14 protein-coding genes are annotated in these 12,257 nt (G+C 40.2%); 12 read left to right on the plus strand and 2 right to left on the minus strand.

Annotated features, from left to right (window positions below):
• Window positions 1-167 precede the first annotated feature (167 nt).
• The 3 genes from ON064_RS05740 to ON064_RS05750 all read left to right on the plus strand — a co-directional run bounded on the left by ON064_RS05740 (window position 168) and on the right by ON064_RS05750 (window position 2,052).
• Window positions 168-443, plus strand: coding sequence for a hypothetical protein (locus ON064_RS05740; protein ID WP_274624019.1), 276 nt, complete (start codon window positions 168-170; stop codon window positions 441-443).
• Window positions 444-594: 151 nt separating this feature from the next.
• Entirely contained in the window at window positions 595-1,038 is a 444-nt protein-coding gene (locus ON064_RS05745) for a hypothetical protein (RefSeq protein WP_274624020.1), read from the plus strand.
• Window positions 1,039-1,128: 90 nt separating this feature from the next.
• Complete coding sequence (locus ON064_RS05750) at window positions 1,129-2,052, plus strand: alpha/beta hydrolase fold domain-containing protein (RefSeq protein ID WP_274624021.1); 924 nt, start codon at window positions 1,129-1,131, stop codon at window positions 2,050-2,052.
• Window positions 2,053-2,333: 281 nt separating this feature from the next.
• Here ON064_RS05750 and ON064_RS05755 read toward each other — a convergent pair whose 3' ends face one another.
• The gene (locus ON064_RS05755) at window positions 2,334-2,555 is read right to left on the minus strand and encodes a hypothetical protein (protein WP_274624022.1); all 222 of its coding nucleotides are present in this window, start codon (window positions 2,553-2,555) and stop codon (window positions 2,334-2,336) included.
• A gap of 203 nt (window positions 2,556-2,758) precedes the next feature.
• Between ON064_RS05755 and ON064_RS05760 the strand changes: the two genes are divergently transcribed.
• From ON064_RS05760 to ON064_RS05775, 4 genes are all read left to right on the plus strand, one after another.
• The gene (locus ON064_RS05760) at window positions 2,759-3,262 is read left to right on the plus strand and encodes a YusW family protein (RefSeq protein WP_274624023.1); all 504 of its coding nucleotides are present in this window, start codon (window positions 2,759-2,761) and stop codon (window positions 3,260-3,262) included.
• A 173-nt stretch (window positions 3,263-3,435) separates the two neighbouring features.
• Window positions 3,436-3,879: a hypothetical protein gene (locus ON064_RS05765; RefSeq protein ID WP_274624024.1), complete on the plus strand. Its 444-nt coding sequence runs from the start codon at window positions 3,436-3,438 to the stop codon at window positions 3,877-3,879.
• A gap of 303 nt (window positions 3,880-4,182) precedes the next feature.
• A complete protein-coding gene (locus ON064_RS05770; RefSeq protein WP_274624025.1) occupies window positions 4,183-4,932 on the plus strand; it encodes a phosphatase PAP2 family protein in 750 nt (249 codons plus the stop codon).
• 38 nt (window positions 4,933-4,970) lie between these two features.
• Window positions 4,971-5,894 (plus strand): metallophosphoesterase, encoded by a 924-nt coding sequence (locus tag ON064_RS05775; RefSeq protein ID WP_274624026.1) that lies wholly within the window; start codon window positions 4,971-4,973, stop codon window positions 5,892-5,894.
• A gap of 1,265 nt (window positions 5,895-7,159) precedes the next feature.
• Here ON064_RS05775 and ON064_RS05780 read toward each other — a convergent pair.
• Window positions 7,160-7,360 carry a cold-shock protein gene (locus ON064_RS05780; protein WP_058383049.1) on the minus strand — a complete coding sequence of 67 codons (201 nt, stop codon included), beginning with the start codon at window positions 7,358-7,360 and terminating at the stop codon, window positions 7,160-7,162.
• 282 nt (window positions 7,361-7,642) lie between these two features.
• Between ON064_RS05780 and ON064_RS05785 the strand changes: the two genes are divergently transcribed.
• The 5 genes from ON064_RS05785 to ON064_RS05805 all read left to right on the plus strand — a co-directional run bounded on the left by ON064_RS05785 (window position 7,643) and on the right by ON064_RS05805 (window position 12,110).
• On the plus strand, window positions 7,643-8,095 hold the full coding sequence (locus tag ON064_RS05785) for a hypothetical protein (RefSeq protein WP_274624027.1): 453 nt from the start codon (window positions 7,643-7,645) through the stop codon (window positions 8,093-8,095).
• A gap of 284 nt (window positions 8,096-8,379) precedes the next feature.
• Entirely contained in the window at window positions 8,380-8,634 is a 255-nt protein-coding gene (locus ON064_RS05790; protein WP_274624028.1) for an SHOCT domain-containing protein, read from the plus strand.
• 474 nt (window positions 8,635-9,108) lie between these two features.
• Window positions 9,109-10,578 carry a glycoside hydrolase family 32 protein gene (locus ON064_RS05795; RefSeq protein ID WP_274624031.1) on the plus strand — a complete coding sequence of 490 codons (1,470 nt, stop codon included), beginning with the start codon at window positions 9,109-9,111 and terminating at the stop codon, window positions 10,576-10,578.
• A 32-nt stretch (window positions 10,579-10,610) separates the two neighbouring features.
• Entirely contained in the window at window positions 10,611-11,576 is a 966-nt protein-coding gene (locus tag ON064_RS05800; RefSeq protein WP_274624029.1) for a carbohydrate kinase family protein, read from the plus strand.
• A 195-nt stretch (window positions 11,577-11,771) separates the two neighbouring features.
• Complete coding sequence (locus tag ON064_RS05805) at window positions 11,772-12,110, plus strand: YflT domain-containing protein (protein WP_274624030.1); 339 nt, start codon at window positions 11,772-11,774, stop codon at window positions 12,108-12,110.
• Window positions 12,111-12,257 lie beyond the last annotated feature (147 nt).

Below are 12,257 nucleotides of genomic sequence, written 5' to 3' on the forward strand. Positions count from 1 at the left end.
TACATGTGACGACTTATTGAAAGGACTTTAGCGAGGAGTTTCTTCTTTTTCTTACGCTGAATACTTTCACAGATGTTTGAACGTACCCATGGAACAATAAGATAAGGCTTTTTAAATTCGTAGAATAAGCCTATTCGTTATGTTGCCGACGGAATGAGGACATAAAAATGAATGAAAAATACAGCAAGTATTCGCTCTTTTTAGTGGTCATAGGAATCTTTATAGCATATATGATTTTTCCACCTCTCAATATAACTTTTGGGAAGTGGTCGATGATTGCCATACCTATTGGTTTCGCTATTTATATCACAGGTGTAATACTTGGATTAATTGCTTTCATTAAAAAAGAAAAAGGGATCATTAAATATATTTCATTACTATCTATTTCATTGGGCATTTTGTATGTTTTTTTCCTAATTTTTATATTTAGTGGAGAAATGTAAGTATTATCGATGAAAGTATTAAAAAGAGCATTAAGGACTTCCAACTGCTTGGAAGTCCTTTTGTCGATGGTGAAATTTTCAAGATAAAGTGAATACTGCTACTTTGTAAAAATATAAACGTCTATTATTGTACAAAAGGGGGACGAGATATATGAAAAAAAGGTCGGTGTTTATAATTGTTGGAATTCTAATCACAGCAATAGTTATTTTCAAACCATTTCGTTTAGAACCGCCGACTCCAAAAATTTCAGTAGGAGAGAGAGAAATTCCTACAACACAAGGATCATATTGTTGGGATGCCATTTTACTTGCGCAGTGTGTAGATACCATTCATACTTCTCCAATCAATATGACAGAATCACATACCCCATTTATAATGTCCAAAAGTGAGGAAATTGAAATTGAATTTCCGATAGGGTATCAACCCGAAAATCTGAGATTAGAGCAATGGCTTGATGAAAATAGTTCAAAAATTATTGAAGTAAATAATGAAAGAATTAAAGCGCCTACTGAAAGTGGCGTATATGTATATCATGTAATAGCTGACTGGAATCAGGGAGATGGAAACTATGCTTTTTTGATAGAGGTAGAATGACTTACCAAGCTTTATTATTTATAGATTCAGGAAGCAGAAAGTGAAGAGCATATTAGCGAGTCGTCATGGCATGTAGAGAGGGGCTAGTAAATGGTTGTCCAAACTTATGGGGGGAAACGGTCTGTAAGAAGTCGGATCCTCGAGAAATACTTAGTTTTACGAGGTACCAAGAAGGGGTTTTCCAGTGTCGCCAACACGACAAAGTTCGTTCAGCAAAGAGGAACTGAAAATATCAAACCGTATGTGATTGAAAGTATGAGTTTTTCCAATTCGTTGAAAGAGGAGATGTATGAAGACATACAGGTGTTCACCTTAAACGACCAGAATTCTCGGGAACAGAGGGTGGTATTGTATTTGCATGGGGGCGCGTGGACGAACCAGCCTTTATCTTTCCACTGGAAGCTGATGGATAAAATTGCACAGTCATTGGATGCGAAGATCATCGCGCCTATTTATCCTAAAGTGCCTCATTTTAATTACAAGCATACATATCCGAAACTGTTAAGCCTTTACAAAGAGATGCTTCTGACGGTTGAGAGTGCCAGGCAATTAACCATCATGGGGGATTCAGCAGGTGGGAATATCGCGCTTGGGCTGGCACAGTTGTTAAAGATAGATGATTTGCCTCAACCGAAGGATATCATTTTGTTATCTCCAGCCGTCGATCTAACTCTTGATAATCCCCTTATCCCAAAATACGAAAAAAAGGATCCGATGTTATCGGCCGGGGGAATGGACGTAATCACTAATATTTGGTCTGATGATAAAAGCTTAGAGGATCCCTTGATTAGCCCGATTTATGGAGATTTAACTGGACTCGGCAAGATTACTCAATTTGTCGGAACACATGAACTCATATATCCAGACGCAGTTAAATTGGACGAAAACCTAACGGAGCAGGGAATTGAAATCCAAACCTTTGTATATCCTAAGATGAATCATGTGTTTGTGGTTATGCCGGTTCCAGAGGCTGAGGATGCTCAACAGAAAATTATTAATTTAATCAGCGGCTAGAATTTGATTTTCATAAAGACAAAACAGTTAAGTTCGGTCACATCCAAGCTATCGAATGTATAAGGCCACAATTGATATCTTAAGCCTAATACCATTTTTGAAACGGCGAGAACTTTAATAATAGGCGGTGAATTACTTACTGCAGTCTTAGATTGTTACGGAATGAATAAAAAGATGATAGTGACCCCTTAAAGTTAGTTGCAAAACTGACACTCTAACTTTAAAGGGCCACTATTTTTTGTGTGCTCATTGAATAGCACATTAGCGCTCTTTGTGTGTCTTTACTCTTCATTTTCTTCCACTTCGTCTTCTACTGCATCTTCCACGCCTTCTTCTTCAATTTCTTCTTCTAACTCTCCAACCGGTTCAACTACATCCTCTTCTATATCATGTTCAAGTTCTTCTTCTTTTAGTTCTTCTTCCAAACCACAAGCTCCAAGAAAACTAATAGATAATGTTAAGCTCATTCCTAGTTTTAGTGGCCAATTTGAGTTTTTCATCATAAACTCTCACCCTCTCTATATAATCTTTCCCCTTTGTATACGGTTACCCGACTAAGAAAAAGAAAAACATTTAAAGTTATTTTTTTGATTTTATTCATAAAATAATGATAATCCCATTGGAGGTAATCCTGCTTTTTATATGATTAAACATAAAAAGTTAGGGAATACGAGTAAAAATGCCAGAAATGAAAAGGATGAGAAACATGACAATTGCAAAAAAACCTATTGCCATTGGCTTTTTATTTTCCTCTGTCATCTTTCTAGGAGCTTGCGGTATCGAAGAAGAAGTCACGCAGACAGTTACAAGAGAAGCTATCGATTATCAAGGGCCGGTGGATGCCAACCCAGGGGGTGGTCTCGAAGATGAGAATATCGGTGGGAAAGTTTTCGGATTTACGGAATTTGAATTGGAAGTTGACTATACCGATCAAGATAATGCTTTACAAGTCGTCTATTTAGAAGATCGTGATCGTGTGGAAGCTGGATATGAAAACAAAATGGCCGATGAAACTTTGTCCGGAAACGATGCTTTTGATAAAATGAAGCCTTTGTTGGCGGAACTTCAATTAGACGTGAATATGGCAGATGAAGAAGTCATCAGTCAAGTTATGGAAGTGTTTTCTGTAGATCAGGATTACGAATCACTTGAGCTTGAAGTAACTTATCCAGATGGCAACGAAAAAGAGTATGAAACCTCGGGAAGCTGAATATCTCTCCTAGTTTCAACTGAAAAAAATTGATGCTCTATTTTAGTTGTGGATTATTAACGGGAAATGGTTTGATACTCGTCAAAAAACTGTTGGGAAAGTCATATGTTTATCATTTTAATCAAATGGGTATTATTTTGGATAAGTCAAATTTTTGGAAAGGTGGAGACTTAATGATACAAAATAAATGGATCAAGACAGGCGCTCTGGGAGTGCTGTCGATAAGTATTTTGACCGCCTGTGGTGAAGACGAGACTTTAGAAAATGCTGAACCGGAAGAAGTTCTTGAAGCAGAAGAACAAGCAGATGAATTAGAAGAAGAAACAGATGTTGACGAAGAACAAGCAGATGAATTAGAAGAAGAAACAGATGTTGATGAAGAGCAGGCAGACGAAATTGAGGAAGAAACAGATGAAGCTGCTGAAGAAGTAATCGAAGAGATGGACTTAGGAAATATTGAATTGGCAGAGTTGGAAATGAATTATCTGACGCCACTTGACTGGACATTCGCAGAATTTGATTCTTATGTACAAGATGAACATGGAATGAGCGTTGCTGATTTTAATAACTTCGAAGATCTTGAAACTACAGTTGGTCCCGCAGAAGATATTGAATAAGCTGAACAATTCATTATATTCTTGTAAGTAGTTTAAAAGTGGAGAAGCTTCCCTCCAACTAGATAAAGAAAACCGACACCTCACTCCGTTTAACAGGGTGGTACACGGACTAAGCAACTGTGTTCTATCTAAGCATTCAGTTATTCGAGATGAAATGAATTTAACAATAGAAAATATCGCTCGATGTGTATGTTAATTTAATACAGAGATTTCATCCCGCATCAACTTGTAAAAGTAATGATGCGGGATGTTTAAATTTCTCATTAGAAAAGGATATGTCAATTATTTTAATGGGAAAGGAGGATGGGAATTATGGATGAGGGGAACAAAAAAGCCGGATTACCCGTTTTACTCTTATTAACTGGTTTGGGGATAGCCAGTCTTTTTGTATGGTTTTTTGCAGAATTAGCTGAAGAACTATTGGAAAATGAATTAAAAAGCTTTGATAATAGCGTTATCAGTTTTTTTGAAATAATTGAGACGTCCGCGCTTGATGTCTTTTATATCACTATCACAGAAATGGGATCTGTGTGGTTTCTGACCTTGTTATCAGTTGTTTTAATAGGATTGCTTTGGATTAAAGAGAAAGATAAGTGGGGAATATTGTTTTTCATCATTGCGGTGGGAGGCAGCGGATTGTTGACATGGTTATTGAAACAATTTTATGGGAGAGGACGCCCTTCAATCAATGAAGAGATCGATGCAATCGGTTTTAGTTTCCCAAGTGGTCACTCGATGGGTGCACTCGTTTTCTATGGATTTGTTTTGTATTTCATTGTCAGAAGCAGTCAGAAAGAAGCCGTGAAAATTTTTTGGTCCAGTGTTTTGGGAATGCTGATTATTTTAATTGGAACGAGCCGGATCTATTTAGGTGCGCATTTCCCAAGTGATGTTCTGGCCGGATTTATCGCTGGTACTATTTGGCTGATTCTTTGTTTACTAGCTCTTGAATGGGTCCAATGGCAAAGCAACAGCCAAGTGAAACCTGTTCGTGCGGTGCGGAACTTTTTAGCTTCTTGCTACCGGTCAGGCAAGAAAAAAATTGAACGGTAATTTTCAGTGGATAAGAAATTCAAAAGGAGATGAAGTCTATGAAGGTAGTCAAAAGCTTGCTTCTTATTTTGGGGGCGTTTATAGCAGTTTTGCTGATCTGGGGACTTGTGGAACCCTATTTTGTTAATTTGGAAGAAGAAGAAGCCGCTATACCGAATTTACCTGAGACTTGGGAAAATGAAGAAGTTGCCGTTATCGGTGACTTTCAGGTAGGAATGTGGCTGGACAATGATTCTACTGTAGAACAAATGGCGGAAAAGTTGGTGGAATTGAATCCTAGTGCCGTTCTCTTTCTAGGTGATTACATTTACCATTCAGTAGACAATCATGAAAAAGAACGCCAGAGGGTAAAAGAGTTGATCAAGCCGTTGACCGATTCGGATATTCCGGTTTTTGCCGTCCTAGGCAACCATGATTATGGAATGGCATCACAAACTGCGGACCCTAACGAGGAATTAGCAGGAGAAATGAAATCTGCACTGCAAGAAGTAGGGATAACGGTTCTACATAATGAATCCGCGGCGCTTACACACACCGATAATGGGGTTGAAGTAGGGACTGCTTCATCTGAATCTCTTTATATTGTGGGATTGGGAGCAGAGTGGCCAGAACTTGCAGATTCTTCCGAAGCATTTGATGGAGTACCAGATTCAGCAGCGCGCCTTATCATGATGCATAATCCCGAAACTTTCGGTACCTTGCCGGCTGAGGCTGCGCCTGTTTCTGTAGCCGGACATACTCATGGAGGTCAAATGCGAATCCCGGGCACTCCGAAATGGTCCTATACTGCTTTGATGAATGAAACAGAAGATGATTATATGTATGGGTGGATTGATGATTATGGTGCTACAGGTAACAACTTGTATATAAATCCGGGGGTTGGATTCAGTATCTTGCCACTTCGCATTAATTGTCCGCCTGAAATTACGATGTTAAAATTGCAATCTAATGATGATCTTTAGTTCCTGCTTTCACATTTATAAATGTTTTAATGTAGTCGAACATTGAAGCTCAAAAAGTAGAAATATGTAAATTAATGTTTAGTTATTATAAAGCAGGAATATCGGAAAAAGAAGTTCTGGCCGGAGCTTCTTGTTTTTTGTTTGGGAAAGGGTACCCTTAAGACTCCTGATTCAAATGACAAAAATAACAAGAGAATAATAGAGGGAGTATACTTCGCATCAGAAGCAACGAGGATAGCCACATTACGAATAAGAAACATGATTCTCATTGACTCATAGAAGGTCTTCGAGACAATGGCCACCCCACATTTTTCGTAAGATCCATATCGGCAAAGACCGAACGATTTTAGCAAACTCTCGATCCGAAGAAGCAGCTTTCACCTTCTCAAGAATGGCGAATGAGGTTGGACGAAGGAGATAACCAGTTTACCGAAGAAAATATAGCAGCAACAGAAACTGTTTTTCATGAATATACTGAATGAAAAATACGGTTTTTTCATAGGAAAAGCACAGCAAGCTCATCTTGCGACAAAGGAAGACATTGCAGAAGCACAGCGGGAATGTTAAGGGAACTTTCACGTAATTTATCAGCTTCTGTAATTCACAACAGAAGTTCTCTCTATAGGAATTTTTAATGATGAAAAGTATAGGATTAAATTGGAATAAATGTATAATACAGATAGCAATGAGTTTCTGGAAATTGAGGGGGTGTTCTGATTAAAAATACTGTAGCTACTATCTATCTTATTTTAAGCATACTCGTTTCTTTGCTAATGATATTTCTAGATCCTATTGCAATTGCGTCGTCAGAAGTTGTAGCCGGTTTGCTGATCTATCTCATTCTATTTGGAGTAGCCATCACTTTGATTTTTTCAATCCTGTTTATTTTAAACAAAATCAAAAGCAATCTCGTTTCTATAAGTGCTTTTGTAATTACTGTACTTAATACCTTGATTATTGCGTTGGTACTGATTTTTGGTTCTCTTTTAACTTAAATATCGGGTGAGGCAGCTAAATAAAAGAGGATTAATTGATTCTGCATATCACTAATACGAAGCGGGGGATTCTTATCGGGCATCCAATTATATGGGGGATTCTCGCGCTGTCACTGGCGGATGGAGCTATTGCTTTCCGTTGTGGTGATAGCTATGGTAGGACTAAGTATTTTACGCTCTCGGCGAAGCAGCATTTGAATGGATTCCCTCTGATAGTTTTTAAGCACAAAAAAAGACCCTATATAATATAGAGTCTCTCTAAAGCTATTATTAAGCCTTTGTGACGTTTGTAGCTTGTAGGCCACGTTGTCCTTCTTCGATATCAAATGTTACAGTTTGACCTTCGTCTAAAGATTTGAAACCGTCGCTTTGGATAGCTGAGAAATGTACGAATACGTCATCCCCTGCTTCACGCTCGATAAAACCAAAACCTTTTTCTGCATTAAACCATTTCACTGTACCTTGTTCCATAATTGTTGCCTCCTAGTGTGGATCTCCACACAATGTGTTACTATCCTTGCTCAAATACCTTAGACGAAAAACAAAATGTATTCTCAATCTGAAACCGAACAAAAATAACTCTTCCTAAAGGTAACATGGATGTGATGAAAAAGATAGCAAAAGGATTTAATCTTATTTTTTAGGGATGATAATGATACTTGCTTCACCAGCAAAATCGACTTGTATTAGTAGTTCAAATGGAAGCTTCTGTGTGGAATAGATGCAAGAGACAGAGGAAACGGAGGGGAAATGATGGTCATTCAAAAGAACAGCTTAACTGCTGTTTCATTTATAGCTGTGTTGCTTCTATCTGCTTGCAGTGATTCAGTCTATGACGAAATGGGAGTAGAAGAAAACAACATCCCTGCGTTTACTGAAACAGAAAGACAGAAAGGAGCTAATAAGAGCTTAATTGCAGTCAAACTGGTGACACAAAGTTCTGGAGAACAAGCGGCGAAGAAATCAATCGCAGACTCTTTTGCCAAGCTAAAAGAAGAATACAGGACAGTGTCCATTGAATTGGAAGATGCAGATCAGGAAGACTGGTATGGGGTTTATATGCAAGACGATACAGCTATTCAAAACTTGAAAAATTCAACGACCAAACTAACGGCAGAAGAAAAAGCTGTTGTGAACCATTATGATGGGTTGGGAAATCCGGAATTCCCAATCATTGAGTTTTCTCAAAATCCAATTTTACAATAACAGCCATGCTGGTTTTAGACAGAATAAAGGTTCACATATCATATGGCTATCGAGTTGAAGTTCGTGTTAAAAAATCTAGAGGTTTTTAGTGAAGAAACACCTCTTTAATTATCAGAATATTGCTAAAAATGATATACTGAGAGATAGGAAGCTGGTAATAAGGGCGCGGATATCATGATTTCTTCTTCACTTTCCCTGCAATTACAATCAATTATTTTAGTGAAAAATTTTTTAAAGAAACAGAAGAGCATTGAAATACAAATCATGAAAGGAGCGAAACAATTATGTGGGGTTATGGAATGCACGATGGGGCTTGGGGCACTATGTTCTTTTGGATACTTTTATTTCTATTATTCATTTTCCTGTTTGTGGGATTGGTAATCTATTTTATAAGAAAAACCTCTTTTTCTGAAGGTAGAAATCCTTCTTCAACTAGTGCAACAGATTTGTTAAAAGAGCGTTACGCCCGGGGGGAGATCAATACCGAGGAATATAGAGAGCGCTTAAGAGAATTAGAAGGGCATGACACTGATAAATAAAATGTTTATTGATAGGACAATTGTCGCTTCTCGCCAACGAGTCAGTGTCAGTAATTAATCACCAGATTGTTAATGTGCGAATGAACTCGAATAACAAACAAGGGAAAAGAATCTGATCCAGTTATGGTGCAGCAATTTTCTCTTTTTTTGTGGAGACAATGTTTCTCACACAGTGCCTCTAATTTGGTTTACGGAACAAAACCTCAAAAATTCATGCCTTATCTTATAGAGTACAAGACATAAACCTATCACAAATTTACAGAAATATCTGACTTTTTAAGTGCGTCTCATTGATAAAATACCCTGAAAATATTATAATTTTTTAAAATAATCGCTATCATTTTTGGTGAAGTATAGCAGATGCCATCCAGAGATTCTGATTACAAGGAGGGGATATGACAAGAGGACTTTTTAAGTCATGCGTCAATACAAAATTCTGCTTTTACCAAAAGGAGAATGAGAGAAATGACAAAGATGGAGTTACCGCGGGGGAAGAGTTATATCCGTCTGGACCAGATCAGTCAGGAAGATATCGACAATTTGATTTTGAGGGTCAATAGCTGTACGTGGCGGCAAACCTTTCATATTCAACCGGTGTCGGGGCTGCTCAACGATCCGAACGGCTTCTGTTTTTACAACGGGGAATTTCATTTGTATTATCAATGGCATCCGCTCGGGCCTTTTCATGGCTTGAAGTATTGGTACCACACCAAATCGACAGACCTGGTCAACTGGGAGAATGTCGGGATCGCCATCAAGCCGGATGAGTATTTTGACAGCCATGGCGCATATTCGGGAAGTGCTGTGGAACATGACGGAAAATTATACTTGTTGTACACCGGCAATACACGGGATGAGAATCTCGTAAGACATCCTTACCTGTGCATCGCGCAGATGGACGATGAGGGAAATATCATCAAATCGAAAAAATCCGTGCTCGATAAAGTGCCAGAGGGCTACACCGAGCATTTCCGCGATCCGAAATTATGGAAAGTGGAAGACCGGTATTACGCGGTCATCGGCGCGCAGCGAACCGATGAAACAGGGGCTGTTTGTTTATTGAGTTCATCCGATTTATTGGAATGGAAGTTCGAAGGAGAACTGGCTACCAACCTTGATAATTTCGGGTTTATGTGGGAATGCCCGGATTACTTTGAAATGGACGATCGGGGCATCTTGATTTTTTCTCCGCAAGGCCTGGAGCCAGAGGGGGATCTTTATCAGAATATTTACCAGGCCGGCTATGTGCTGGGCGAGAAAATTGATTTAGAGCGGCGGCAATTGATTCACGGGGATTTTGTCGAACTCGACCGGGGATTCGATTTTTATGCCCCGCATACGATGAAAGATCCGAATGGCAGACGGCTTATGGTCGCTTGGATGGGCTTGCCGGAAATTGAGTACCCGACCGATATCAATGGGTGGGCCAACTGCTTGACCATCCTCCGGGAATTAACGCTTCGGGACGGGAAAATCATCCAGACGCCAATCCCAGAACTTCAATCACTCCGCAAGGCTAAAACGGAAGCGCAAGGTGAACTGTCGGATGAAAAGAAAGTCGTTGAAGGATTCTCCGGGGTCACGTATGAACTGATCTGTGAGTTTGAACGCGGGGACGCCTTGGAATATGGCATCGAATTCCGCGCGAGCGATACTGAAAAAACGGTGATCAAATTCGATGCCGCCCAAGGGAAAGTCATCATGGATCGCGCCTCATCGGGCAAAGTGATCGGCAGCAAACATGGCACCGAACGCAAATGCCGGATCGATGGGGATGTGTACAAGTTTCACCTATTCGTCGATTCATCGTCCGTGGAGATTTTCGTGAACGGCGGCGAAGAAGTGTTTACCGCACGGATCTTCCCGGATATTAGAAGCCAGGAAATCCGGTTTTTTGCGACAGGCGGCCGAGCTAAGTTTAAAGCAGTGAAATGGGATTATTGATGAATGAAAGCAGGAAAAGGGAGAGGTGCCGAATGGGAAACTTGTTCTCGATTGGCGAAATACTGATCGATTTTATTCCCCATCAAAAAGGCATCGCCTTAAAAGATGTGGATTCTTTTACACGAGTGCCTGGCGGTGCGCCTGCCAATGTGGCAGCGGCGGTTGCGAAGTTTGGCGGCACGGCTTCGCTGATCACCAAAGTCGGACAAGACGCCTTTGGTGATTTTCTGTTGGAACGGCTTGCCGAGGTGGGCGTGAAAATCGATAAGATCCCACGGACTAAAGAGGCAAACACCGGTCTTGCTTTCGTCTCTTTGCGCGCAGATGGGGAACGGGACTTTTCGTTTTACCGGAATCCTTCTGCGGATTTGCTTCTTCAAGCTTCAGAAGTGAAGGACGACTGGTTCGGGCAAGGCGATGTTCTGCATTTTGGCTCGGTCGATTTAGTCGACAGCCCGATGAAAAAAGCCCACGTGAAAGCGATCGGGGCAGCCAAGAGGCACGGCGCCATCATCAGTTTTGATCCCAATGTACGCTTGCCGCTTTGGGACAATCCGAAGCAATGCCGGGAGACCATTCAGGAATTTATTCCAACGGCGCATATCGTCAAAGTTTCCGACGACGAACTGGAGTTCATCACAGGCATAGCGGACGAGTCCATAGCCATTAACTCTTTGTTTACAGGAGATGTATTGGCAGTGGTGTTAACGAAAGGCGCAAAGGGTGCAGCTTTGTATGTACAAAATGAAAAATACTCATCACCGGGATATTCGGTAACAGTCGAAGACACGACGGGAGCGGGAGATGCGTTCACTGGCGCATTCTTGTACCAATTATTGAATTTGGGTGCGGGACAAGCCAATTTGGAAGCCATGCTAAAAGAACATCACGAGCAACTACTGGCTTTCGCAAATGCCAGCGGGGCGCTGGTCACTACTGGAAAAGGCGCCATTTCTTCACTTCCGACAAGAGATGAGGTCTTGGAGTTAATGAACTAAACCATTGGGGAAAGGATGGTTTATTGACCCAAACCTTAAATACTTCATTGCCAGAGAAGCAAGCAATTTACAACGCAGGGCTCTTTTAACGATCTTCTATGATATTACAATAAGCACTTTAAACATGGTTCATGTTTTAACTTTTTAGCTAGACGGGTAAACACTAGTAAGACAATACCTTGGAGGCTGATTAGTATGAAACCGACAAACCGTACGTTTGAAGTGGCTTATACTGAACAGGAACTTGAGGCAAAGGTGGAAGCACTGAAATCTCACGGGCATACAAAAAATGATATTCATGTTTTAGCGGAAAATGCAGATATTCTTAATGCCATTGAAACCCAAGAAGAAGTGCAGACGCACGAAACAGAAACCGTTACGGACAAATTCAAGTCTATGTTTACCGGGAAAGACGCGGTACGCGAAGAATTGACCAAACTAAACTTAACCCAAACGGAAATCGAGGAATTTCATGACATTCTTGAAAATGAAGGAATTGTGCTATATGCAGAGCACCATCGTGGTGGTCAATAGTTTCTGACCACGACGGGACTCAGTGTCGCTTTTACACTTTTTGACTGTTACACAATGCTTTGTGAAGAAAAATTTGATGAGGAAAAGTAAGAGGTGAACTTGCCCCACCTGATTCTGTTGGAGATAACAAAGGAGAAATCGAAAAGA

The organism is Planococcus sp. A6, from assembly GCF_028823615.1.
Taxonomy (GTDB): Bacteria; Bacillota; Bacilli; order Bacillales_A; family Planococcaceae; genus Planococcus.

What these genes read in the sequence shown, in the direction of transcription:
- ON064_RS05740 (WP_274624019.1), top strand. Translation starts at nt 168, where the DNA reads ATGAATGAAAAATACAGCAAGTATTCGCTCTTTTTAGTGGTCATAGGA.
- ON064_RS05745 (WP_274624020.1), top strand. Translation starts at nt 595, where the DNA reads ATGAAAAAAAGGTCGGTGTTTATAATTGTTGGAATTCTAATCACAGCA.
- ON064_RS05750 (WP_274624021.1), top strand. Translation starts at nt 1,129, where the DNA reads ATGGTTGTCCAAACTTATGGGGGGAAACGGTCTGTAAGAAGTCGGATC.
- ON064_RS05755 (WP_274624022.1), bottom strand. Translation starts at nt 2,555, where the DNA reads ATGATGAAAAACTCAAATTGGCCACTAAAACTAGGAATGAGCTTAACA.
- ON064_RS05760 (WP_274624023.1), top strand. Translation starts at nt 2,759, where the DNA reads ATGACAATTGCAAAAAAACCTATTGCCATTGGCTTTTTATTTTCCTCT.
- ON064_RS05765 (WP_274624024.1), top strand. Translation starts at nt 3,436, where the DNA reads ATGATACAAAATAAATGGATCAAGACAGGCGCTCTGGGAGTGCTGTCG.
- ON064_RS05770 (WP_274624025.1), top strand. Translation starts at nt 4,183, where the DNA reads ATGGGAATTATGGATGAGGGGAACAAAAAAGCCGGATTACCCGTTTTA.
- ON064_RS05775 (WP_274624026.1), top strand. Translation starts at nt 4,971, where the DNA reads ATGAAGGTAGTCAAAAGCTTGCTTCTTATTTTGGGGGCGTTTATAGCA.
- ON064_RS05780 (WP_058383049.1), bottom strand. Translation starts at nt 7,360, where the DNA reads ATGGAACAAGGTACAGTGAAATGGTTTAATGCAGAAAAAGGTTTTGGT.
- ON064_RS05785 (WP_274624027.1), top strand. Translation starts at nt 7,643, where the DNA reads ATGGTCATTCAAAAGAACAGCTTAACTGCTGTTTCATTTATAGCTGTG.
- ON064_RS05790 (WP_274624028.1), top strand. Translation starts at nt 8,380, where the DNA reads ATGTGGGGTTATGGAATGCACGATGGGGCTTGGGGCACTATGTTCTTT.
- ON064_RS05795 (WP_274624031.1), top strand. Translation starts at nt 9,109, where the DNA reads ATGGAGTTACCGCGGGGGAAGAGTTATATCCGTCTGGACCAGATCAGT.
- ON064_RS05800 (WP_274624029.1), top strand. Translation starts at nt 10,611, where the DNA reads ATGGGAAACTTGTTCTCGATTGGCGAAATACTGATCGATTTTATTCCC.
- ON064_RS05805 (WP_274624030.1), top strand. Translation starts at nt 11,772, where the DNA reads ATGAAACCGACAAACCGTACGTTTGAAGTGGCTTATACTGAACAGGAA.